Genomic DNA, 24077 nt, shown 5'->3' on the forward strand with positions numbered 1-24077 from the left:
CTTAATGCAGGGGGGATAGTAATTGAAAAAATTCATATATATATTAATATTAAGTTTATTTGTATTCTACATTAACCACTTATATAATGGATATATTCAAAATCATACAAGTAATTATATCAATATTCAAAATAAAGTTAATCATAAAAATAAATACAAAATCTTCATTGATATAAACGATAAAAGACTTTATTTAATAAATAAATCTAATGAAAAAATTGAAAAAAGCTATATTATAGCTACAGGAAAACCATCTACACCATCACCTATTGGAACATGGACTATTATTAGTAAAGGAACTTGGGGAGAAGGTTTCGGAACTAGATGGATGGGATTTAATGTGCCATGGGGTAAATATGGTATTCACGGAACAAACAAACCCTACTCTATAGGAAAAAATTTATCTCACGGATGTATAAGAATGTTTAATAAAGATATTGAAGAATTATACCCACTAATAGAATATGGTACTACCGTCGTAATATCCGGAGGTCCTTATGGTCCTTTTGGAAACGGTTTTAGAGTGATAAATCCAGGAGATAGAGGTTCAGATGTATATGAAATACAAAGACTTATGAAAAAAAAAGGATATTACCCTGGATATGTTAATGGAATATATGGAGATGAAATGAAATATTATGTTATCAAATTCAGAAAAAATAATAATCTCACAATTAACCATAGTATTGACAATGAGTTTTATAAAGCATTAGGTGTTAAACTTTTTGAATAATAAAATGAAAGGTGAGTCTATGTTTAAAAATAATTTTATAATAATCAAAATTAATAAAAAGTATTTATTTATAATTTTAATAATTATTTTATCATCTATAATATTTATATTAAAAAATTATATCAGTACATTTAAACCGCAAACTTTTTTATGTAGTACAGTAGTTATAGATCCTGGCCATGGCGGTATAGACCCCGGAACTTCATACAATAAACTTTTAGAAAAAGATATAAATTTAGATGTTAGCTTAAAAATAAAAAAAATTTTAGAAAATAAAATCACTAATGTAATAATGACAAGAGAAAAAGATATTTCTTTGGAAAATAAAAGCAAACTCAATTCATCAAGATACAAAAAAGACTTAGATGCTAGAAAAAATATAATAAACAAAAATAAAGCTAATGCTTTTGTCAGTATACACACTAATTCAAATCCCGATTATACACCAGATAGAGGTATTATAATATTTTATTATAAAAACTCATATGAAAGTAAATATTTAGCTGAAAAAATAGCTAAATCCATAAATAACAATGTATACAAAAAATTTTTAAACTCTAATATCAAAACTAGATTACTACCTCAAAACTTTTATATATTACGAACAACTAAATCACCAGGAGTTTTAATTGAAATAGGTTTTATAACTAATTATTATGATAGAAAACTTCTTAAAAATGAAAAATACAAACAACAAATAGCTATAGCTATCAGCAACGGAATAATAAAATACTTAAATGAACTTGATAATTCAAAAATACAACTAGTAAATTCATATTAATTTTACACATTCTTCCTAATATATATTTTTAAACATAGGTAAAAATAATAAATGAGTACAAATATTAGGGAGGAAATTAATATGCAAAAAAGAAACAAAGTCGATGAAAAGAACACAAAAAAACCGAGTATTTTAAATTCTAACGAAATGAATATCGAAACTGCAGCAGAATTAGGTCTTGATATCAAGGATTCCAATTTGACTGGAAAACTCAGCAAAGAAGCATATAACAGAACTATAAAAGCAAAAAGAAAAGGAAGAAAGTAATTTTTAAAAATTAAAATCCATGGCTTAAAAATAAGCTATGGATTTTAATCATACCCATTTTGAAGAAAATATTTTATTTTTTCTAAATCCATCCCCTTAAATCCTAAATCATCAAAAGTTCTTCCTTCTTTCCAATAATCTTCATCTTTTAATGCAGAAGCTAAAGTTATTACCGAATCCATAACAGGTGTTTCAATTCCTAAATTACGACCAATACTTGCTAAAGCTACTAATGAATATGGTGTATCTTCAGTTAAATATCTATCATTTAAATCTTTAGGTCCTTTAAGCGGATTAAAAACTTCACTATCTCTATAACATTCATATAAAGTATTTCTCTTTGGTGCATACCCCATTAAATACAATCTATCTTTAATATCTATCACTTTATATCCAAATAATTTACATATTTTTTGTCTTTCTAAATCTATTTTTTGATTAACACGAGCTACAGAAGGAGTTATACCTTCTCTGTAATGATAATGTTTTCCTTTAGAGTATTCTATTTTACCAGCATTTAATACTACTGGTGCTGGATGAGACACAGGATTTCCATTATTTAATGAAGTTTCTAGTACATCTGTAACTAATTCAATAGCAGGATACATTTCCTTTACTATATTATACATTTCTTTATTATATTTTGCAGGAAAAGTAGCAAAATACAACTTTTTACATTCTAATAATATATTAACTCCAGTTGAACTGATTTTTCTACATGCATAAGGAAGTGTGTGCATTTCAGAAATTTTCACTCCATCAAGTTTACCTTCTTCATAAAATATTTTAGCCGTAATCAATGCCCCTCCTGTACTTCCAGGAACTAAAATTATCCTATGTTCTTTCCTCAAATACGGAATCATTTTATTAGCTATATATTCTTGTCCATAAGCTGGAATTGTTGACATAATTATATCAGATTCTGCCATGGCTTCTTCTATATTAGTTGTAACCTTATAAATTTTAACTTCTCTTTCTCCTTTTACTCCTGTCAATTGAATAATATTAGTCCTCATTAAATCTTCTACTGTTTTCCTTCTTACATCATCATGATATAGAGTAACCCGATAACCTTTTAATGTTAAATCAGCTGCTGCTGCAAATCCTCCATTTCCCGCTCCAATAATAGTAACATTTTTTTTCATTAACTATCCATTAATCTGGATTTTCACCTGCCTTTCCAAATTTAAATATAAATGTCGTTATTAAATTTTTAATAACGACATTTATATTATACCAAATATACAAAATATTAAACATAATTAAAATTTACTAATCACATACTTTTTTTAACTCAATATATTCTTTTTTCTCTTTTTCATATGCTCTTTTTATTTTATTTACTAGAGTATTTTCAGCAGAATCAATTAGTACATTACCTATAATTTTTATAGGAAGTACATCCACAGAAGTACCTGTCATAAAAGCTCCATCTAAATTATAGATTTCATCTTTACTTATAAATTTTTCTACAACTTCAATATCTAATTTTTTACATATATCCATAATTTTACTTCTCGTTACTCCTAATAATACACTTTTCGAAGGTGCTGTATATAACTTGCTATTTTTTACAAAAAATATATTCGACCTGCTTCCTTCTGTAATTAAACCTTCATGATTTACAAGCAAAGCCTCAAAAGCATTTTCTTCCTTTAATTTTTTATTTATTTTTTCTCTTAATGTAATATCAATAATTTTAGCATTTGGATTTTTTCTTTCTGAAAAATACAGTATGGTACGTATTCCTTCTTGATACACAGATTTATCTGGATAATAACTTTTTATAAAATAAACAAAAAAATCCTGATTGTCATCATACAAATTACTACATAAAAGTTTTACATTCATATTATTGCAATTATTTTTATCAATCAATCTATATATTTCACTTGATATTGACTCTTTTGATTTGTTTAAATTAATACCTAACAAACTTGCCGATTTCTGCATTCTCCTTAAATGTTCTTCTAAAAACAAAGGCTGTCCATCTATAATACGTATAACTTCATATATTACTGGATTTGATATTTTGTCAAAATATTTTTTTTCATTAACAGAATATATTTTTCCATTATATATATAATATTTCAAATTCAATTCTCCCACGACTTTTCACACCTTTTTACAATATATAAATACAAAAAGTCCAATTTATACACTGGACTTTTTGTAGACTAAAAAAACAACCCTGCAATTTTACCTCCAAGTAAAACCCCAAAAACACCCATAACACCTGCTAAAACTGGTGGAGCAGGAAGAGGTAACTTTAATTTTTGACATACAGCTCCAAGTATAGAACCTGCTAAAGCAGCTTTAAAAGATATAACAAATAATTCTCCCATGTTCATTCGCTCCTTTTTAAATATGTTAATTATTATTTGAAATTTTATTTACAATAAATGCTCCAAACCATACCCCAAATATCCCCATAAATCCAGGAAGAGTTGGTGGTGCTGGCAAAGGAAATTTCAAAAATGTAAATACTATACCAGTTACCATACCAGTTAAAATTGATAATAATATTACTTTTAAATCATTCATACACTTACATCCTTTCAATATATTTATGACTATTATTAAATTTTCATTTTTTATTTTTTTATTTATATGTTACCGATTTCATGCTTATTATATATTTTTTTAAAACAAATTTCAATACAAATGTCAAAAACAAAAAAATTCTGTTATCAGACTGTAAGTTAATCCAATAACAGAAGTAAAAATTATTATAATATTTACTTTTTAAATATTCCAAATGGCTTCCCTACCGGTAAAAATACCCTTCCAAAATGAATATTCAACACAGACGCAGCTGAACCATAAAAAGCAAACATCGATATAAAAAATTCTGAATATGCAGCAATCTTATGTGCCATTTTAGGCATTATACCAAATGAACTAAGTGATAATCCTAAAAATAAAAAATCAATTAATACAAATATAATAAATAATACCTTATGAGTTTCCATAGCACCAATAGTCATATAAATAGTAAATATTAAATACCCAACAAATGCGAATCCAAGCTGTTTAGAGTCTACATTTGAGGCAAGTTTTTCCCCAAATACTCCATTTTGAATAAGCCAAGAACATGCAACTGCAAACCAAAAAAATGCATATCCACCAAAAGCTGTTGTTCCAAAAGTATTTCCTTTTTTAGAATCATTAATACAAGCGAATAATTGCGCAAAAGCTCCTAAAAATATTGCCCATGGAATTATAAAAGATACTCCTTGTGTAAACTCAAGTTTTTGAGACGATGCTACTAAAGTTACTATTGCAAGTCCAAATAATCCTAATGCAGATGGATCCGCTGTAGAAATTTTTACATCTTGCATTTTAAAATCCTCCTTTAAATATTATTATTTTATTTTTTCACCTTTGATATAATATCATATTTTTCGACATTTTAAAATATTTTTTGACATTTTATGTATAAAAAATATAATCACTTGACGTATATATGCAAAAAATACTATACTGTAATCATCAAAATCAAAATTATTACATCTACAGGCGGTGAAATAAATTGAATAAATTAAATGACCTTTTAAGACTTAATAAACATATCCAAATTGAATTTATAAAGGAATTAGAAATTGTAAAAATTTTATACAAAGGAAATGTGATTAGCTCTATACCTTTCAAGCACACAAGCATTGAAAGTAATCCTGATATAATCTATAATTATATTACTTCACTTGAAAATATCAACCTATACATACCTAAAGTATACATAAAAGAAAATAAATAAATTAACCTGATTTTACAGGTTAATTTATTCTATATACAAAAATCTACCACAATTTTCACACTCTACTATACCTTTTCGAGTTAAAATATCAATTGTATTTAAATATACTCCTAAATTACAACCACTACAAGTTTGATTTACTACTTTTACTATTGCATTTTTATGTTTTTTTCTTATTAAATCATATTTTTTTAAAATTTCAACATCAATTTCCTTTCTCATGTTTTTTATATTTTTATTTAATTCCAATATTTTTTTATCATATATTCTTATTTTTTCTTCTATTTGTGATTGTAATTTTTCTATGTTTTCTTCTATTAAATTTAACTTATATTTATATTTATTAACCTCTCTAGTATATATATCAATTTTCCCCATTATATCTATAACTTCCTTTTCTATAACCTCTTTTTCTTTATTTATTCTCTCTTCCTTATTTTTCAATGTTTCAAGCAATTTTATATTATTTATTTTTCCACTATACAATTCATTTACAATATCATTTAATATCTGGTCTTTAGATTTTAAATCATCTTCTAGTATTTTTAAATTACTTCTTGAAATATCTAATTTTTTTCTCCACTTACTTTGAATATCATCAATTTTATAAGCTTTTTGTCGTATTTGAATAAGCTTTGGATAATTTTTTAAATATTCTATTCTTTTTTCAATCTCACAAATTAAATCATAACTTTTTTGTATTATTATTAACTCTTCCACAATACCACCCTCCAATTTATATAAACCATTAATTTATTAACAAATAATAAAGGAATAGACACTGCTATTCCTTATATTGTTACAAACGGATTTATGTATATACCTGATTTTATTACATATACATTTTTTAATTCCTTTTTTAAATATTCTACTACTACATCTGAAAATATATTTTCACTGCCAAAATGTCCAGCATCAATTACTGCCATTCCCATTTCAACGGCATCTTGAGCATCATGATATTTTACATCTCCTGTAATTAAAACATCAGCTCCTTTATTATAAGCTTTAATTATAAATTCAGATCCTGAACCACTTACAATAGCTACTTTTTTTATTTCTTTATTAGGGTCACCTACAAATCTCAAATCTTTAAGATTTAATTTTTCTTTAACTATTTGTGAAAATACTCCAAGTGTCATATTTTCTTTAATTAAACCCACTCTACCAATTCCATATTCTTGGCCTTCATTTTTCAATTTATATATATCATATGCCACTTCTTCATAAGGATGAACTTTTAACATTTCGTTTATTACATTATTTAGATTTCTATTTTTACATATTGTTTCTATTTTTATTTCTTCCACTGTTTCTAAACCACCTTTTCTTCCTATATATGGATTTGTATTCTCAAGAGGCATAAAAGTTCCTATTCCCTTTGTATTAAATGTACAGCAACTATAATTTCCAATATGACCAGCCCCTGCTTTTGCCATGGCATTTCTTACACTTTCTTCATGAGAAACAGGAGTATAAACTACTATTTTGTATAAACTTTCTGTATAAGTTTTATCAAGAATTTTTACATCTTCTAAATCTAAAACATTAGCAATTGCATCATTTAACCCATCATAAGCTATATCAAAATTTGTATGTGCAGAATATAAACTTATATTATCTTGTATAAGTTTATAAATAGAATTTCCTTTTGGAGTATTTTTATTAATGCTTTTCAATCCTTTAAACAAAAACGGATGATGAGTTATAATTAAATCTATATCTTTCTCAACCGCTTCATTTACAACTTCTGTTGTAGCTTCAAGAGTTACAAGTATTTTTTTTACTTTACTATTTATATCTCCAATTATCAAGCCTACATTATCCCAATTATAAGCTAAATGTTTAGGATATTTTGCTTCAAATATTTTTATTATATCTTTAACATACATTACCTTTCAACTCCTTGAGTTTTTCTATTTTATATTTACATTCTCCTATTCTACTTTCTATTTTTTGTCCTTCTTTTCCTTCTATTTTTTTTATTATTTTTTCATATTCATTTATTTTTTTATCTATAAATTCTAAAAGTAAAGGATCATTTTTTTCTACTAATTTTTTTCCTATTTCATAATATATATCATCTTCTATTTTATGCTTTTTCCCTCCATAATTAACAACTATAATTTCATAAATTCTAAAATCTTCCTTTACCAATACCTCATCTATTATTTCAAACTTTTCACTATACAAATACTTTCTAAGTTCATCAGATGCCTGCATTGGTTGAAGTATTATTTTTTTTAAACTTTTTGCAACTTCAAAACTTTCTTCTAATATTTTACTTATCAACACTCCTCCCATTCCAGCAATTATAACTTCATCTACTTCTCCTTTTTTTAAAACAGAAAGACCTGATCCTAATCTCAAATCCACTTTATCTTCAAGATTATTTAATAAAACTTCTTTTTTCGCATTTTCAAGCGGCCCTCTGTTTATATCAGCAGCCACTGCATACTTTATTTTTTTATTTTTTAAAAGGTATACAGGAATATATCCATGATCTGTCCCAATATCTGCAAGAATTGTATTTTTATCGACTAAATTAGCAATCACTTCTAATCTTTCACTCAATTTCAAAACTTACACATCCTTTCTAGCATTAAAAAAAATGTTATATAAATAATAATAATGAGGTGAGCTAAATGAAAAACAAAAAAATAATACCTCCAGAAAAATTAACAAAATACAAATGGGGTGGAACTACTTATGAATGGATGGAAGAAACAAAAGAAATAAATTCACAAATTAAAAATACCCAAGAAAAAACAAAATCAAAAGAAAAAATCGAAAAAGAAATATATTATGGCAACAGAAAACAAAGATGGAACTAGAAAAAAATTCGCCTAAAAGGCGAATTTTTTAATCTAAATAATCTTTTAATTTCTTAGATCTACTTGGATGTCTCAATTTTCTTAAAGCTTTTGCTTCTATTTGTCTAATTCTTTCACGAGTTACATCAAACTCTCTTCCTACTTCTTCAAGTGTTCTTGCTCTACCATCTTCAAGACCAAACCTTAATTTTAATACTTTTTGTTCTCTTTCATTTAAAGAACCTAAAACTTCTTCTATTTGTTCTTTTAACAGAGAATAAGCTGCAGCTTCTGCTGGTGCTGGAGCATCTTCATCTGGTATAAAATCTCCTAAATGACTATCTTCTTCTTCTCCAATAGGAGTTTCAAGTGATACTGGCTCCTGAGCTATTTTCAATATCTCTCTTATTTTTTCTTCAGGCATATCCATTTCTTTAGCAATCTCTTCAGGTTTTGGTTCTCTTCCCAGCTCTTGAAGAAGCTGTCTTGAAACTCTTATAAGCTTATTTATTGTTTCAACCATATGAACAGGTATTCTTATAGTTCTCGCTTGATCTGCTATAGCACGAGTTATAGCCTGTCTTATCCACCATGTAGCATAAGTACTAAACTTATACCCTTTACTATAATCAAATTTCTCCACAGCTTTTATAAGACCTAAATTACCTTCTTGTATTAAATCTAAAAAAAGCATTCCTCTTCCTACATACCTTTTAGCTATACTTACAACTAACCTAAGATTAGCTTCTACAAGTCTTTTCTTAGCTATTTCATCCCCTTCTTCCATTCTTTTAGCAAGTTCAATTTCTTCTTGTGCTGAAAGAAGAGGGATTTTTCCAATTTCTTTTAAATACATCCTAACAGGGTCATCTATGCTTATTCCTTTAGGTAAAGATAAATCTAAATTTTCAAAATCAAACTCATCATCTTCTATAGAATCATCATCTTCTTTAGATAAATCTATATTATTTTGCTTGTTTTTTTCTTCAACAACTTCAATTCCCATTTGACCCAATGTTTCATATAAATTTTCAACTTGATCCTTATCTAATTGAATTTCACCTAAAACTTCCATTATTTCACTATAAGTTAATGATCCTTTTTTCTTTCCTGTTTCTATAAGCTGTCTTACCGATTGTTTTTGTTCTTTGGTTATTTTATTAGCCACTATTGTCCCTCCTTTCTTATAAAATATCCTTAAGTTCTTTTTCTAATTGAATTATTTCCATTGCAATATCCAACAACTCTCTATCAACCTCACTTGCATTTATATTTTTATCATTTATCTTTTTTTGTTGCAATTTATGTTGTCTACTGATCAAATTATCTATTTTCAATTTTAAGCTATTCCTTTTTAATATTTTTATCGTGCCATCTAATAAGCTATTTAAATCTATGTTATCTATATTTATACTCAATATTTCATTTATAAAATCTTCACTTATATTAATATTCTTTAATTTATCAATAGTTATTATATCCAAATCTTTACTTTTAATTATATAATTTATTATTTCTCTACTTTCTTCTAACATAAAATCGTCTATACTTAATTTTAAAAGTATTAAATCTCTTAAATCTTTATTGCTTAAAAATATCTTTATAAGTTGTTTTTCTGCTATTTGTACACCATTTTTTTCAATTTCAATTTTTTCTATTTTTTTTATTTTATTTTCTTTAAATTTCCTTAAATTAGAGTATTTACCATAAACTTCGTTAACTATCGCATTTACTGATATGCCTGTTTCTTTAGATATTTTATTTGCATAATGCTCAACTTCTATAGGACTTTTTATTTGTTTTAATATTTGAGATACTTTTTTAGTAAAATCTAATTTTTCCTGTACATTATTTAAATTATAATCTTTTTTTAAAATATCTATTTTAAACTGCACAAATGACACAGATTCATTTAAATGCTGTTTAAATAAATCAACACCTTTTTTCCTTATATACTCATCAGGATCTTTAGCTTCATCAAGTCTTAAAATTTTAACATCAAGTCCAATTTCATTTAATATATTCATTCCTTTTAAAGTTGCTTTAGTTCCTGCTTCATCGCTATCATAAGCCATTATTACTTTTTTTGCATACCTCTTTATTAATTTTCCTTGTTCTTTAGTTAAAGCTGTTCCTAAAGACGCCACTACATTTTTTATTCCAAATTGAAAAAGACCTATTAAATCCATGTACCCTTCTACTATAATTAATGTTTCATCTTCTATATATTTTTTCGCAAAATTTAATCCATATAAATTATATCTCTTATTAAATATAATGGTTTCTGGAGAATTTAAATATTTTGGAAGCAAATTGCCTAAAACTCTTCCTCCAAATCCTATTACATTTCCCCTTACATCAAATATAGGAAATATAATTCTACTTCTAAATCTGTCTATATATCCACTTTTATCTTTTTTTTCAAGTACCAAACCACTCTCTAGCAATTCACTTTCTTTATACCCTTTTGACAATAAATACTTTGTCAAATCATCCCAATTACTATATGCATAACCTAATCCAAAATATTTAATCGTTTTATCATTCAACCCTCTATTTATTAAATATTTATATCCTTCATTCTTATTTTGAAAAAGAGCGTTAAAAAAATACCTAGCTGAATCCAAGTGAATTTTATATAACTTCTGCTTTTTTATTATAATTTCTTTAGCTTTATCATCCATTTTTCCTTTGTAAAATTCAATTCCTGCTTTATTAGCAAGAAACTCTAAAGCTTCTATAAAATCTAAATTTTCTATTTTCATTATAAAATTTATTACATCTCCACCTTCTCCACAACCAAAACATTTATACATTTGCTTTTGAGGACTTATAATAAATGATGGTGTTTTTTCTGAATGAAACGGACATAAAGCTTTATAATTTGAACCAGCAGATTTTACTTGTATATAACTAGATATAATATCTACTATATCATTTCTTTGTTTTACTTCTTCTATTATATGCTGAATATCATTCACTATATCACCTTCTACTTAGGTGTAATAATTATTAATTCTTCATAAAAATTATATTTCCTTCATCTGAAAATTTTAAAATTTATATAAAAGCAACAGTAAAAATTTATTATTTGAAAATACAATTTACTATAATTCGACTTTTTTTAATAAAATCCTTCTTTATTTTTAAAATTTATTAAAAAAAATAAAGAGGGCCCTACATAGCCCCATTTTTTAAGCTCTTAATAAGTTCTTCAAATTCATCAAAATTTAGAGATTGAGCTCCATCTGACAATGCATTTTCAGGATCAGGATGAACCTCTACCATAATACCATCGGCTCCAGCCGCAAAAGCTGCTAAAGACATGGGCCTAATAAGTTCCCTAATTCCTGTACCATGACTTGGATCAACAACAACTGGAAGTCCCGTTTCTTTTTTTATAATAGGAACCGCTGCTAAATCTAATGTATTTCTAGTATAATCATTATAAGTTCTAATTCCTCTTTCACACATTATTATATTTGTATTTCCTCCCATGGCTATATACTCAGCAGCATTTATCCATTCTTTAATAGTAGCAGACATTCCTCTTTTCAAAAATACAGGTTTGTCCTGTTTTCCAACTTCAATAAGAAGCGAAAAATTATGCATATTTCTTGAGCCAATTTGAATTATATCTGCTACATCATATACTCTATCTAAATCTCTAACATCCATCAACTCTGTAATTACAGGGATTTCCACTTCTTTCTTGACAGATTTTAATATTTCAAGACCTTCTTCTTTTAAACCTTGAAAAGAAAAAGGGGAGGTTCTCGGCTTATATGCTCCACCTCTTAAAACATTAGCACCTAAAGATTTTACAAACTTTGCAGTATTAAAAAGTTGATCATAGCTTTCAATTGCACAGGGACCAGCAATTATAAGTTTATCTTTTGAAATAACTACACCATTTTCTAATTCTATTTTAATGTTTTTTCCTTTAAATACCTCTTTACTCATCCCTTATGTACTCCTTTACTTCTTCCACATCAACTAATTTTAACCATTCTTTTACTCTCTTATTTTTCACAACTAAATTTTCATTCAAATCCATTAAAGGAACTAAAACAAAAGCCCTTTCTTGTATTCTTGGATGAGGAAGAGTTAAATTTTCACCATTACAGATTATATCATCATATATTAAAATGTCAATATCTATTGTTCTAGGCCCCCATCTTATAATTCTTTCTCTTTTAAGAATTTTTTCTATTTCTTGACATTTATTTAAAAGTTCATGAGGAGAAAGGCCTGTATTAATTTTTAAACACAAATTTAAAAAGTTCTCTTGATTAGTATAACCCCATGGCTTAGTTTCATATACCTTGGATATTTTAACTATTTTGGTATTCTCTAATTCACTTATCAAATCAATAGCATCATTTAAATACTTTTCTCTATCTCCAATATTTGTACCTAAACTCAAATAAACGTTATTCATCTCTTTTTCTCCTTATCTCAACTCCAAAATAATCAAACATCGCATTAACCGGTGCTTCAGGTTTTTTTACTCTAACCATTATTTCCTCAACCAAAACAAAGCTACTGAATATTTCTTTCGATATATTCTCAGCTAATGCTTCCAAAAGATTATACCTTTTGTTTTCACATATATTTTTTACTAATTCATAAACATCAGCATAACTTACTGATTTGCTAACATCATCAGTTTGCCCCGCCTTTTTTAAATCAAGATAAAGTTCTATATCTATAAAAAATTTCTGTCCAAGTACATTTTCTTCTTTAAACACTCCATGATATCCATAGAAACCTAAATTATTTAAAATAATCTTGTCCATTATTATTCCCTACCTTCTATATATTACATCAGCAACTTTTGCTGCTCTTAAATTTTCCTTCACATCATGAACTCTCACTATATCTATTCCTTGCATTATTCCCATCACTGTAGTAGCAATAGTTCCTTCTATTCTTTCTCTTGGCGGTAAATCTAAAATTTTTCCAATCATAGATTTTCTTGATGTTCCAAGAAGAATAGGATAATCAAAACTTTTAAGCTCTCCTAACCTCTTCATAACATATACGTTTTGCTCAAAAGTTTTACCAAATCCAATTCCAGGATCCAATATTATTTTATCTTCTTTAATTCCAGCTTCCTTTGCTATTTTTATACTTTTTTCAAAAAAATCTTTTATACACTCAATTATATCTTTACTATATTCAGTACCTAATTGATTGTGCATTATAACTATATAAGCATCGTATTTTGCAATAACACTTGCCATTCTTTTATCTCTTTGAAGCCCCCATACATCATTAATAATAGGTACTCCAAGGCTTAACACTTTTTCTGCAACAGACGCCTTATATGTATCAACAGATATAGGAACATCTATTTCTTTAACCAACCTTTCTACGACCGGAACTACTCTATCTAATTCCTCCTCAGCATTAATTTCAATTGAACCAGGTCTTGTAGACTCTCCTCCTATGTCTATAATATCAGCACCATTTTTTATCATTTCTTTTGCATGATTTATAGCTATATCAACATTCGTAAATTCTCCCCCATCAGAAAAACTATCAGGAGTTACATTAAGTATTCCCATTATATATGTTCTTTCCCCAAATCTAAACATTTCATCACCTCTATTTGCAATTAATTAAGCTCATTACTTCAGCTCTTGCTGCCACATCTTTCTCAAAAATACCTCTCACTGCTGATGTAATAGTTTTAGATCCTGGCTTTTTAACACCTCTCATTGTCATACACATATGTTCAGCTTCAACAACAACAATAACACCATAAGGATTTAGAACATCTACTAATGCATCAGCTACTATCTTTGTTATTCTTTCTTGAAGTTGTGGTCTTCTCGCTACTGTTTCTACAACTCTTGCAAGTTTTGAAAGCCCTGTTAATTTTCCTCCTTTTGGTATATAAGCAACATGAGCTTTCCCAAAAAACGGAACCAAGTGATGTTCACAAATAGAATAAAAAGGTATATCTTTAACCAACACTAATTCTTCATGCTTTTCATCTTGAAAAAATATTTCAAGATGTTTTTTAGGATCTTCATTAATGCCACCATATATTTCTTCATACATTCTAGCTATTCTATCAGGAGTATCTATAAGTCCTTCTCTATCCGGATCTTCTCCTATTGCTTCTAATATATCTCTTACTGCTTTTTTTATTTTTTCTTTATCCATTTTTCCCAACTCCCTTTAATATATTATTTTTATTTTTTCATCTATTTTTATATCTTTAAATATATAATTAATCATCTCTTTGAGAATATCTGTATCGTAATTTATGTATAATTTTTGAACCATTTGATATAAATTATTATCAGTTTCACTTAATACCTTAAATAACTTTTTATCTTTAGGAATCCATTTTTTATTTATTACAAAATACGCTCTTATTATATCTCTTAAATATAAATTAGATAAAAATTCTATTTCTTGCCAATTATCACCTTTTAAAGTTTCTATTCTCTTTATATTGTCAAAAAGCACAAACTTTAAACTATTAAGTTCTTCTAAAGATATTTTTTTTGGACCTTTTTCATATTGTATTTTAGCACTTTCCATATATTTTTTCCCTATGTCATTACTATCATAAATTAAATTCCCTTTACTCATTCCCTCTATAAAAAATTGTTTTTTATTTTCTATAAATTTATTTGATAAGTCTATAGAAAAATAATTTATATCAAATTCAATACCCTTTACAAACTTTATTTCTCTTATTTGTCTTTGTCCTTCTTTCGTAATTACAAACAGATCAATATCATTTATTTTTTTATCAAAATCTAAATTTTTATTTGAACCAACTACTATTATTGAAACATTATTATTATCTTCTTTCAATGTAGATATTTGTTTTTCAAATGTTTCTTTAATATCCATTATACATCTCCTTTAATTGAAGGTCTATCAAATTAAATAACTCATTTTCTTTTTTATAATTTATATATTCAATCGAGTTAACTTTCATTAAATCTATTAAACTATTTGTAATAAAACAAAATTCAAATTTATCAATTTCCCCTAAGTCAATCTCTTTTTCCAGTACAGTTATTCCTAATTTATTTAAAATACATATAACTTCATTTCTCATTATTCCAGAAAGAATATATAAATCACATCTAGGTGTATATACTTTTTCACCTTTTATAAAAAATATATTAGTCATAGAACCTTCTAATACTTTATTATCCAAATTCACAAATAAAGCTTCATCATATCCTTTATTTAAAGCATATTTTTTAGAATAAATATTTTCAAAATAATTAGAAGTTTTATGCTTGTATATTAAACTTTTTCCCCTTCTTATAGGAGATATTTTAAGATTATATCCTCTTTCATAATCTTCATCAATATAAGGTATATCTCTTAAAGAAAAATTATATCCTTCATCAAATGCTGTTACTCTTAAAGCTTTATATTCTATATCATTTATATAATTAATTATTTCTTTTTTCAATATATCTTTTGATACAGCAAAAGATATATTGAGTTCTTTTATAGAATTATACATTCTATCTAAATGCTTGTCCAAAAAAATAGCATTCCCTCTACAAATTTTTATAGTTTCAAACACTCCTATTCCAAACTTTGTAAGATCACTTTTAAAAGACGCACTATTCTTCATAATAACCCCTTATAGCTTTCATTATAGATTTAGCTTTATGAATAGTTTCTTCATATTCTTCTTCGGGATTTGAATCCCAAGTTATTCCTCCTCCCACTTGAAAATATATATTATCATCTTTTTTTACAATACTTCTAATAGCTATATTTAAATCTAAATTACCATCAAATCCAATATAACCAATAGAACCAGTATATACATTTCTTTGAGTTGGCTCAATCTCATCAATTATTTCCATAGATCTTATTTTAGGAGCTCCTGTTATAGATCCTCCAGGAAATGTTGCTTTTATAACATCTACAACGTCTTTATCCTCTTTAAGCTCACCTACTATCGTAGATACTAAATGATGAACATTAGAATATTCCTCTATTTTAAATAATTCTAAAACTTTAACACTTCCAATTTTAGAAACTTTACCTAAGTCATTTCGTTCTAAATCTACAATCATTAAAAGTTCTGCTTTATCTTTTTCACTATTTTTAAGTTCCTCTTTCAATTTTATATCTTCTTGTACTGTTTTTCCTCTTGGTCTAGTTCCTTTTATAGGTCTTGTTTCTATTATATTATCAACAATTCTTATAAATCTTTCTGGAGAATTAGAAAGTATATTTACTTCATCAAAATTTAAAAATGCCCCAAAAGGTGCTGGAGAAAATCTTCTAAGATCTCTATAAAGCTCAAAACTTGTCATATTAACTTTTCCATAAAATCTTTGAGTTAAATTAGCTTGATATATATCTCCACTTTTTATATAACTTCTCACTTTTTCAATTGATTCAAGATATTTTTCTTTTGTAAAATTAGATTTTAATTTTACTTTAGGAAATTCCTTTTCTTCATAACATATAGCATCTATTCCTTTTTCTTCTGATTTCTGTATTCTATCTATAATATTTTCCATAATTTTATTTTCTTCATTTATATCAATACCTGGCGAAGCTATATACGTTTTATTTTCAAAATGATCAACTACAATAACCCAATTATAAAATCCAAAATACAAATCCGGTATATTTACATCATCAACTGCGCTTTTTGGAATTTTTTCTATATAACGACAAAGATCATATGATAAATATCCAACAGCTCCTCCTACAAACGGAATATTAGTATCATTGTTTATTTTATATTTTTTTAATTCACTTCTTAACTCCTCTAATGGATTCTCTTTACTGTTTTTAAATTTTAATATCTTAAAAGGGTTTGCACTTATAAATGAATATCTACTTAATTTATTTGCATCCATGGCACTATCCAATATAAAACTATGGTCATCATCTTTAAATATAGTAAATATTTCAAAAGAATTAAGATTTGTATTAATTTCTCTTATCATACTACATCTCTCCCCTGACCTGATTTAAAAAATTTTTCAATATATCATGTCCTTGTTCTGTAAGTACAGCTTCTGGATGAAATTGAACTCCTTCTATAAGATATTTTTTATGTTTTATACCCATTATTTCTCCTTCATCAGTTAAAGCTGTAATTTCTAATTCATCTGAAAGTGTATCTTTATCAATAACAAGAGAATGATATCTCGTTACATTTAAAGGATTATTGAGATTTTTAAACACCCCTTTATTTTTATGTTTTATTGCATGTACTTTTCCGTGTACAGGTCTTAATGCTTTTATAATTTTTGCTCCAAATACATGACCAATAGTTTGATGTCCTAAACATATACCAAGTATTGGTTTTTTTCCCTTGAAATAATTTACAACGTCAATACATATCCCTGCTTCTATTGGAGAACAAGGTCCGGGAGATAAAACAATAATTTCTGGATTTAATTTTTCTATTTCACTTATTGTTATTTCATCATTTCTTTTTACAACTATTTTTTCTCCTAATTCACCTAAAAACTGCACCAAATTATAAGTAAAAGAATCATAATTGTCTATCATTAAAATCAAATAAATACCTCCTTTACATAAAAACACCTTTCACACAGAAAAGTATATAAATATACAAGATTTTTCATACATATACATTCTTCTACTTATACATTAAATCCTCTTTTTTGTTAAAATTTTTTGCTAGAATAAAAAATATATATCATGAAATCATAATACTATAAAATACATTATAAACGGAGGGAGATTATGAATAAATACGTAATTATACGAGCTGATATAAAGTCCATTTCAAATCCTATGACTAAAGAAGAAGCAATATCTAAAATGAAAGAATACGATAAACAAGGAATTCCTAGTTATATAATTTCACAATATAAAAAAAATAAAAGCAAGTGAAATGTTAGAAAATATTTCTCTTGCTTTTATTTTATCTAAATTTTAAATTTATCTACAGTTTTTTTCAATTCATTAGCTATTTCTTTTAATTCACCTGCTCCTTTAGATATCTCTTCTACTACTGATATTTGTTCTTCAACAGATGCAGAAACTTGTTGTGTAGATGCAGCAGTTTCTTGTGTAATTGCTGATATTTCTTCAATTGAAGAAATCACATTATTTTTATATTCATTTACATTCTCAATATTTTCAACAATTATCTTAATACTTTCAACCATATAATTAACAGCTTTATCTATATCATCAAAACTATTACTTGTATTAATCAACTCTCTTTCAGTCTTTTGTACAATTTTTTCTGCACCATCCATGTCTAATTTTGTACTAATAATGCCTTCTTGAATATCATTTATTATATTTCCTATCTCTTTTGCATTCAAAGTAACTTCATAAGCCAATTTTCGTATTTCATCTGCTACAACAGCGAACCCTCGTCCTGCTTCTCCAGCTCTTGCAGCTTCAATTGCTGCATTTAAAGCTAATAAATTTGTTTGATCTGCTATTGATGTTATAATTGTTATTATTTTACTTATAGAACCTGATTTTTTTTCCAAAGAATTAATTTTAAATCCTATTTGTCGTATAATGTCTCTATTTTCTTTAAATGCTTTTTCCAATTCAATTATAGAATTTATTCCTTTTTTATTAACCTCCATTATTTTATTATTATTTTCTTTTACAATTAGAGAATTTTCAACAGTATTATCTATTTTTTCAGCAAGATTATTAAGTTTTAAAACTCCTTCTTCAGCACTTCTAGCTTGTTCATTCGCTCCTTGTGCTAATTCATCTGTAGCTTTTGCAATACCTTCTATTGCCGATGAAATTTCATTCATTATATTTAAAAAAATTATCGACTTATCATCTATTTGATTTGAATTTTTTTGTATACTTTTTATTATTTTTCTTAATTCATCTCTCATATTCAATGTTAATTTTGCCATTATTCCTATTTCATCTTTATTATCCAAGATCACTTCATATGAATTATTATCATATGTCAAATCAAGATTTGAAGTTGCATCTATAATATCTGTTAATATCATAATAGGTCTTGAAATTTTATTCCCTACAAGTAAAGATATTATTGTAAATACTATTAAAGCTACTAACGTAACAGATATCATTAAAATTATCATTTTATCAATTCTCTCAAAAACTTCAGATTTAAATACAGTAAGTGCAAGTGTATATTTATCAGATATTTTCATATACGATAACATTTTATCTTTACCCAAATACTTATATTCACATATACCTTTACTATTATTTTTCATAATATCTACTATATTTTTTAATTTTCCATTATCTACATTTTTCAAATTATCATTTCGTGTTAAATTAGGGTGTATCAAAAAATTATAATTTTTATCAAATAAAACTGCATATCCAGTTTTATAAATTTCAATTGATTTTATTATTTGACTAATATAATTAAAATCTATATCCATTCCTACTACACCTACTAAAATTTTATCAACATATATAGGCTTTACATACGAAATCATAAATAAATTTATATTTTTATCCATATAAGGATCAAGCCATATTCCTTTTCCTGCTTTTATTGGTTTATAATACCATCCTACATGTTCATTATCATTCGGTGAAAATTCATTTATATTTGTTATTGTTTGTTTTATTAATTGTCCATTCCCATTTACATCTGCATACCATACCCCTTTACTTTCCCCTGCTATTTCAGGATTTAAAACTATATAAGCTCCCATGGCTCCTTTAGTATCTTTTGCAAATTGCTTAACTAATGATTCTATATCTTTTGTATATTCTTGTATATAATTGGAATTTGTTTTTAACTTTTGCAAATCAAATTTAGCCAGTAGACCAGATCCTAAATAATCAACCGATCGTTCTACATTTTCAAGCGTTAACTCAAATTGATTTGCATAATCTTGTGTTATCGATAATAGTTTTTCTTGCACTTCACTTTTAACAATATTTATACTATTGAATATTACTATACTTCCTATCGTTATTGTAGATATTAAAATACAAGCTATAATATATATAACCATTTTATTTTTAATACTACCTTTCAAATATTTACCTCCTTTCATTTACTTTGAGGTTTATATTGTTGTAAATTGTAACAAAATGTTTTATACTGTTTTCACTATATATTATTAATTTCCTTCAAATTTGTGCATTAAAAAAATCACATTTCCTTGATAAGAAATGTGATTTTTTTTAATTTTACTGTTGTTGTGTATATTGAGGTTCTTCACTTTTTACATAATCAACTCTAGCCTGAAGTTGTTGTACTATGTTTTCAGCAGTTGTAGATAATTGAGTAAACATCTGTTTTGCATTTTTATCATCAGTATCTAGAGAAAAAGTTTTTAATTGCGCTGCCAAACCTTTAGCTCCTGCTAATGCTTGTTCTAATTTATTTATTGTACTCATTTTTAAAAGCCTCCTTTTATATTTTTCTTCATAAATATTATTACCTACTTCATTAAATATATTTTTATAATTGATAAACAGTAATAGAATATTTATCCTTTAGGTTTGAATATTAAAGATGCCATAAACGAAAAAATCAGTGCAGCAGAAATACCAGCACTAGTGACTTCAAATATTCCTGTTAATACTCCAATTATCCCTGTTTGCTTAGCTTCTGCTAATGCACCTTTAACAAGTGCATTACCAAAACTAGTTATCGGAACAGAAGCTCCTGCTCCAGCAAATTTTATTAACGGTTCATACAATCCTAATCCTCCAAGTATCGCTCCAAGTACTACCAATGTAGTCGTTGTATGAGCAGGAGTAAACCTAAATATATCTATCATAATTTGTCCAACAACACATATCGCTCCTCCTATCAAAAAAGCCCAAATAAATTTATCCAATATTAATCCTCCTTTCAAGGCATTTCTATTGATACTGCATGAGCTATACAAGGTATACTTTCTTTTTGTTGATATGAAATAGGTGACATCAAAGCACCTGTTGCAACAATTAATATCCTTTTCAATTCTTTTTTTCTCATACGATTTAAAAAATGTCCATAAGTTACTGTGGCAGAACAACCGCATCCACTACCGCCTGCCATTACAGGTTGATCATCTTTGTATATCATTATCCCACAATCAGTTAATATTTCAGGTTTAATATTTAATCCATGTTTAATCAATAAATCTTTTGCAATTCTATGTCCAACTTGACCTAAATCTCCAGTAGCAATAACATCGTAATAATTTAGATCAATATTTAAATCCCTAAAATGAGCTTCAATCGTATCAACTGCAGCAGGAGCCATGGCAGCTCCCATATTAAAAGGATCAGAAATGCCCATATCTACTACTCTCCCAATAGTGGCTGATGTAACACATGGCCCTTCTCCTTTTTGCGAAAGCAAAACTGCTCCAGCTCCTGTTACAGTCCATTGAGCTGTAGGAGGTTTTTGAGATCCATACTCAGTCGGATACCTAAATTGCTTTTCAGCTGCTGCATTATGACTTGATGCACCAGCTAATACGTATTTAGCAAATTTACTATCAACTAACAAACTAGCTAATGCTAATCCTTCCATCGAACTAGAACATGCACCAAAAATACCTAAATATGGACATCCAAGAGTACGAGCAGTGAAACTACTAGATATAATCTGATTCATTAAATCTCCACTTATAAAAAATTGAATATCTTCCTTTTTTAATCCACTCTTTTCAATCGCTTTTTCACAGGCTTGTTCTAATAATTTTTTTTCTGCTTTTTCAAAGCTATCTTGACCAAGCCAAATATCTTCATGTAGAATATCAAAATCATTAGCCAAATTACCTTTAGCTTCAAAAGGACCTCCAACAACAGCTGATGAAATTATAACTGGTTTTGACTCAAATATCCACGATTGATGGCCTTTTTGCATTTACATCCCACCTAACCATTTAATAGTAATTTTAATAAGAGCAACTACAAAAGCTGAAAAAACTCCATAAACAATTACTGAACCCGATAATTTAAACATATTACCACCTACACCTAAAACATATCCTTCACTACGATGTTCTAAAGCTGCTGAAGCCATTGTATTGGCAAATCCTGTAACAGGCACTATAGTTCCAGCTCCTGCCCACTGAGCAATATGATCATAAACTCCAAAACAAGTTAATAAAACAGAAATAATAATTAATACTGCTGTTGCTGGATTTCCTGCTGTTTTTTCTGTAAAATCAAAATAATTAATAAAAAACCACTGAAGCCCTTGTCCTATAGTACAAATAATCCCCCCAACTATAAATGCCCTAAAACAATTTCTCAATACTTTCCTTTTTGGTTCTCTAGATTTTGCAAAATTCTGATATTCTTGTTGAATAGGAGTTAATTTTTTCTTTTTTTTACTTGACATACAATCACCTCTAGCGTAATAAATAAGGTTCTAATTTTTTTATAACCCTTTGAATTTTGTCTGAATTATTCGAATACATGTATTTAGCATTTTCATTTTCTGTTTCTAATGCAAAATTCATAAGATCAGATTGAACTTTTTCAAGATTTGCATAAATTAATTCTTTAACTTGAGACTTGGGAATTTGTATACTATCATCAAAAAGATCTACATATAAATCTCCAGAAGAATTTACCTGTCCAATAAACACATTATCTAAAGATATTCCCATTCCTTCTAGTTGAGAAAATAACCATTCTCTATTTAATCCTATATTATTCAATGATTCATCAATTATATTTCCATCTAAAATTACTGTTTGTGGCTCACTCTGCGGTGATACTTGTTTTCCTAAATCATGTGATGTAATAGGTTTTTTATCTGATTTTAGCATAACATTAACTTCTCCAGTTGATTCCATTACAGCAAATTCAACATCCATTAAATTAAAAACATTTTTTGATCTAAGCTCTCTTAAAAGTTCTTCCCCTGTAAATTTTACTTGATTTAAATTTTCTTCCATAATTTTACCGTTTTTAACCAAAATAGTTTCTTTTCCATATATCAAATCATGAATTAATTTACTTTTCAAACACAAATAATCAATCAATATAGAAAATAAAACCCATACCCCTAAAGCAATAAATCCAAATACTATATTTTTAATTACATTCACTGAAATTAAAGCTACTAAAATGCCAATTACAATATAACTTATAAAATTAAATGGTGTAATTTTAGATAACTGTCTTTTTCCCATAGTTCTAATTAAAATTAAAGTTATAAAGAATATAAATATTGACCTTAACAATATTTCAATCCAAGCACTCATATTATCACCTTAATAACCTTTATATTGTGGTTCTTCAAATTCTACAACTTTTATTCTCTGTTCTAAATCACAAATAACCTCACTAGTTATTTCCATCGCTTCTTGATAAGCTTCTTTTGCTTTTTTATCTTGAGTTTGTATTGAATATAATCTCAAAGTACTTTGAACTCCTTTTAAATTAGCTAAAGTTTGCTTCATTTTAGCACCAACTGTCATTATTATTTCACTCCAATTTCAAAATTATTTTTTATACTTATTTTTACAATAATTTCATATATTCATTCACAATATAGATATTTAAATTTATAAAATTATTTCCATTTAATTATTTTTAAAAAAATATACATTTTTTTTTACAGTCTATACATAATAAAAATAAAATGAGGTAATGTTAATGTATTCAATAGAAAAATTTTCAGAAAAATAAAGAAATAAAGGTGATTTAGAAAATGGGATTCAAGAAGAAAAATGAAAATAGTATTATATTATGCAAAAAAATTCAAATATATCCTACAAAAGAACAAATAGCAGATATAGAAAGAGATAG

General features: G+C 26.7%; 32 protein-coding genes. 6 read left to right on the forward strand and 26 right to left on the reverse strand.

The window, feature by feature from the left end; all coding sequences use genetic code 11:
* Nucleotides 1–22 precede the first annotated feature (22 nt).
* From BUA19_RS01760 to BUA19_RS01770, 3 genes are all read left to right on the forward strand, one after another.
* Entirely contained in the window at nucleotides 23–733 is a 711-nt protein-coding gene (locus tag BUA19_RS01760; RefSeq protein ID WP_072723151.1) for a L,D-transpeptidase family protein, read from the forward strand.
* Nucleotides 726–1514 carry an N-acetylmuramoyl-L-alanine amidase family protein gene (locus BUA19_RS01765; RefSeq protein ID WP_084601884.1) on the forward strand — a complete coding sequence of 263 codons (789 nt, stop codon included), beginning with the start codon at nucleotides 726–728 and terminating at the stop codon, nucleotides 1512–1514. The genes BUA19_RS01760 and BUA19_RS01765 overlap by 8 nt, the downstream gene beginning before the upstream one ends.
* An 81-nt stretch (nucleotides 1515–1595) precedes the next feature.
* Nucleotides 1596–1781 carry a hypothetical protein gene (locus BUA19_RS01770; RefSeq protein ID WP_072723152.1) on the forward strand — a complete coding sequence of 62 codons (186 nt, stop codon included), beginning with the start codon at nucleotides 1596–1598 and terminating at the stop codon, nucleotides 1779–1781.
* 44 nt (nucleotides 1782–1825) lie between these two features.
* On the opposite strand, the gene BUA19_RS01775 is transcribed toward BUA19_RS01770, so the two are convergent.
* The 5 genes from BUA19_RS01775 to BUA19_RS01795 all read right to left on the reverse strand — a co-directional run bounded on the left by BUA19_RS01775 (nucleotide 1826) and on the right by BUA19_RS01795 (nucleotide 5122).
* Nucleotides 1826–2926 (reverse strand): NAD/NADP-dependent octopine/nopaline dehydrogenase family protein, encoded by a 1101-nt coding sequence (locus BUA19_RS01775; protein ID WP_072723153.1) that lies wholly within the window; start codon nucleotides 2924–2926, stop codon nucleotides 1826–1828.
* 127 nt (nucleotides 2927–3053) lie between these two features.
* Nucleotides 3054–3875: an aminotransferase class IV gene (locus BUA19_RS01780; protein WP_242939220.1), complete on the reverse strand. Its 822-nt coding sequence runs from the start codon at nucleotides 3873–3875 to the stop codon at nucleotides 3054–3056.
* Between the two features lie 83 nt (nucleotides 3876–3958).
* Complete coding sequence (locus BUA19_RS01785) at nucleotides 3959–4126, reverse strand: DUF1427 family protein (RefSeq protein WP_072723155.1); 168 nt, start codon at nucleotides 4124–4126, stop codon at nucleotides 3959–3961.
* A gap of 25 nt (nucleotides 4127–4151) precedes the next feature.
* Nucleotides 4152–4325, reverse strand: coding sequence for a XapX domain-containing protein (locus BUA19_RS01790; protein ID WP_072723156.1), 174 nt, complete (start codon nucleotides 4323–4325; stop codon nucleotides 4152–4154).
* 194 nt (nucleotides 4326–4519) lie between these two features.
* Entirely contained in the window at nucleotides 4520–5122 is a 603-nt protein-coding gene (locus tag BUA19_RS01795) for an acetate uptake transporter (RefSeq protein WP_072723157.1), read from the reverse strand.
* A gap of 191 nt (nucleotides 5123–5313) precedes the next feature.
* On the opposite strand from BUA19_RS01795, the gene BUA19_RS01800 reads away from it, so the two are divergent.
* The gene (locus tag BUA19_RS01800; RefSeq protein WP_072723158.1) at nucleotides 5314–5538 is read left to right on the forward strand and encodes a hypothetical protein; all 225 of its coding nucleotides are present in this window, start codon (nucleotides 5314–5316) and stop codon (nucleotides 5536–5538) included.
* A 24-nt stretch (nucleotides 5539–5562) separates the two neighbouring features.
* Here BUA19_RS01800 and BUA19_RS01805 read toward each other — a convergent pair whose 3' ends face one another.
* The 3 genes from BUA19_RS01805 to BUA19_RS01815 form a co-directional block, all read right to left on the reverse strand.
* Nucleotides 5563–6258: a zinc ribbon domain-containing protein gene (locus BUA19_RS01805; protein ID WP_072723159.1), complete on the reverse strand. Its 696-nt coding sequence runs from the start codon at nucleotides 6256–6258 to the stop codon at nucleotides 5563–5565.
* A gap of 71 nt (nucleotides 6259–6329) precedes the next feature.
* Nucleotides 6330–7430 (reverse strand): Nif3-like dinuclear metal center hexameric protein, encoded by a 1101-nt coding sequence (locus tag BUA19_RS01810; protein WP_072723160.1) that lies wholly within the window; start codon nucleotides 7428–7430, stop codon nucleotides 6330–6332.
* Complete coding sequence (locus BUA19_RS01815) at nucleotides 7420–8118, reverse strand: tRNA (adenine(22)-N(1))-methyltransferase (protein ID WP_072723161.1); 699 nt, start codon at nucleotides 8116–8118, stop codon at nucleotides 7420–7422. The genes BUA19_RS01810 and BUA19_RS01815 overlap by 11 nt, the downstream gene beginning before the upstream one ends.
* Before the next feature lie 65 nt (nucleotides 8119–8183).
* Between BUA19_RS01815 and BUA19_RS01820 the strand changes: the two genes are divergently transcribed.
* Nucleotides 8184–8372, forward strand: a complete 189-nt coding sequence (locus BUA19_RS01820) for a hypothetical protein (protein WP_072723162.1) — start codon at nucleotides 8184–8186, stop codon at nucleotides 8370–8372.
* Nucleotides 8373–8400: 28 nt separating this feature from the next.
* On the opposite strand, the gene rpoD is transcribed toward BUA19_RS01820, so the two are convergent.
* The 11 genes from rpoD to BUA19_RS01875 all read right to left on the reverse strand — a co-directional run bounded on the left by rpoD (nucleotide 8401) and on the right by BUA19_RS01875 (nucleotide 17891).
* Nucleotides 8401–9519, reverse strand: a complete 1119-nt coding sequence (gene rpoD / locus BUA19_RS01825) for an RNA polymerase sigma factor RpoD (protein WP_072723163.1) — start codon at nucleotides 9517–9519, stop codon at nucleotides 8401–8403.
* Between the two features lie 16 nt (nucleotides 9520–9535).
* A complete protein-coding gene (gene dnaG, locus BUA19_RS01830; RefSeq protein ID WP_072723164.1) occupies nucleotides 9536–11332 on the reverse strand; it encodes a DNA primase in 1797 nt (598 codons plus the stop codon).
* Nucleotides 11333–11528: 196 nt separating this feature from the next.
* Nucleotides 11529–12314: a 3-deoxy-7-phosphoheptulonate synthase gene (aroF, locus tag BUA19_RS01835; protein ID WP_072723165.1), complete on the reverse strand. Its 786-nt coding sequence runs from the start codon at nucleotides 12312–12314 to the stop codon at nucleotides 11529–11531.
* Nucleotides 12307–12792 (reverse strand): 2-amino-4-hydroxy-6-hydroxymethyldihydropteridine diphosphokinase, encoded by a 486-nt coding sequence (gene folK, locus BUA19_RS01840; protein ID WP_072723166.1) that lies wholly within the window; start codon nucleotides 12790–12792, stop codon nucleotides 12307–12309. The genes aroF and folK overlap by 8 nt, the downstream gene beginning before the upstream one ends.
* Nucleotides 12785–13150, reverse strand: a complete 366-nt coding sequence (gene folB, locus BUA19_RS01845; protein WP_072723167.1) for a dihydroneopterin aldolase — start codon at nucleotides 13148–13150, stop codon at nucleotides 12785–12787. Before folB ends, folK begins: the two co-directional genes overlap by 8 nt.
* Before the next feature lie 9 nt (nucleotides 13151–13159).
* Nucleotides 13160–13951, reverse strand: a complete 792-nt coding sequence (folP, locus tag BUA19_RS01850) for a dihydropteroate synthase (RefSeq protein WP_072723168.1) — start codon at nucleotides 13949–13951, stop codon at nucleotides 13160–13162.
* 10 nt (nucleotides 13952–13961) lie between these two features.
* On the reverse strand, nucleotides 13962–14525 hold the full coding sequence (gene folE / locus BUA19_RS01855; RefSeq protein WP_330388977.1) for a GTP cyclohydrolase I FolE: 564 nt from the start codon (nucleotides 14523–14525) through the stop codon (nucleotides 13962–13964).
* A 15-nt stretch (nucleotides 14526–14540) separates the two neighbouring features.
* Nucleotides 14541–15227: a nucleotidyltransferase domain-containing protein gene (locus BUA19_RS01860; RefSeq protein ID WP_072723170.1), complete on the reverse strand. Its 687-nt coding sequence runs from the start codon at nucleotides 15225–15227 to the stop codon at nucleotides 14541–14543.
* Complete coding sequence (locus BUA19_RS01865) at nucleotides 15217–15972, reverse strand: aminotransferase class IV (RefSeq protein WP_072723171.1); 756 nt, start codon at nucleotides 15970–15972, stop codon at nucleotides 15217–15219. The genes BUA19_RS01860 and BUA19_RS01865 overlap by 11 nt, the downstream gene beginning before the upstream one ends.
* Complete coding sequence (gene pabB, locus BUA19_RS01870; RefSeq protein ID WP_072723172.1) at nucleotides 15962–17311, reverse strand: aminodeoxychorismate synthase component I; 1350 nt, start codon at nucleotides 17309–17311, stop codon at nucleotides 15962–15964. The genes BUA19_RS01865 and pabB overlap by 11 nt, the downstream gene beginning before the upstream one ends.
* A 1-nt stretch (nucleotide 17312) precedes the next feature.
* Nucleotides 17313–17891, reverse strand: coding sequence for an anthranilate synthase component II (locus tag BUA19_RS01875; RefSeq protein WP_072723173.1), 579 nt, complete (start codon nucleotides 17889–17891; stop codon nucleotides 17313–17315).
* 189 nt (nucleotides 17892–18080) lie between these two features.
* Between BUA19_RS01875 and BUA19_RS11620 the strand changes: the two genes are divergently transcribed.
* The gene (locus BUA19_RS11620; RefSeq protein WP_178137414.1) at nucleotides 18081–18230 is read left to right on the forward strand and encodes a hypothetical protein; all 150 of its coding nucleotides are present in this window, start codon (nucleotides 18081–18083) and stop codon (nucleotides 18228–18230) included.
* A 35-nt stretch (nucleotides 18231–18265) separates the two neighbouring features.
* Here BUA19_RS11620 and BUA19_RS01880 read toward each other — a convergent pair whose 3' ends face one another.
* The 7 genes from BUA19_RS01880 to BUA19_RS01910 form a co-directional block, all read right to left on the reverse strand.
* Nucleotides 18266–20350, reverse strand: a complete 2085-nt coding sequence (locus tag BUA19_RS01880) for a methyl-accepting chemotaxis protein (RefSeq protein ID WP_072723174.1) — start codon at nucleotides 20348–20350, stop codon at nucleotides 18266–18268.
* 154 nt (nucleotides 20351–20504) lie between these two features.
* Complete coding sequence (locus tag BUA19_RS01885; RefSeq protein WP_072723175.1) at nucleotides 20505–20714, reverse strand: DUF1657 domain-containing protein; 210 nt, start codon at nucleotides 20712–20714, stop codon at nucleotides 20505–20507.
* Between the two features lie 92 nt (nucleotides 20715–20806).
* Nucleotides 20807–21160 (reverse strand): stage V sporulation protein AE, encoded by a 354-nt coding sequence (gene spoVAE, locus BUA19_RS01890; RefSeq protein WP_072723176.1) that lies wholly within the window; start codon nucleotides 21158–21160, stop codon nucleotides 20807–20809.
* A 14-nt stretch (nucleotides 21161–21174) separates the two neighbouring features.
* On the reverse strand, nucleotides 21175–22179 hold the full coding sequence (gene spoVAD / locus BUA19_RS01895) for a stage V sporulation protein AD (RefSeq protein WP_072723177.1): 1005 nt from the start codon (nucleotides 22177–22179) through the stop codon (nucleotides 21175–21177).
* A complete protein-coding gene (gene spoVAC, locus BUA19_RS01900) occupies nucleotides 22180–22659 on the reverse strand; it encodes a stage V sporulation protein AC (protein WP_072723178.1) in 480 nt (159 codons plus the stop codon).
* A gap of 10 nt (nucleotides 22660–22669) precedes the next feature.
* Nucleotides 22670–23530: a DUF421 domain-containing protein gene (locus BUA19_RS01905; RefSeq protein ID WP_072723179.1), complete on the reverse strand. Its 861-nt coding sequence runs from the start codon at nucleotides 23528–23530 to the stop codon at nucleotides 22670–22672.
* A gap of 9 nt (nucleotides 23531–23539) precedes the next feature.
* The gene (locus tag BUA19_RS01910; protein ID WP_072723180.1) at nucleotides 23540–23746 is read right to left on the reverse strand and encodes a DUF1657 domain-containing protein; all 207 of its coding nucleotides are present in this window, start codon (nucleotides 23744–23746) and stop codon (nucleotides 23540–23542) included.
* Nucleotides 23747–24077: the final 331 nt, after the last annotated feature.

Source organism: Tepidibacter thalassicus DSM 15285, from assembly GCF_900129915.1.
In the GTDB taxonomy this organism is placed as follows: domain Bacteria; phylum Bacillota; class Clostridia; order Peptostreptococcales; family Peptostreptococcaceae; genus Tepidibacter; species Tepidibacter thalassicus.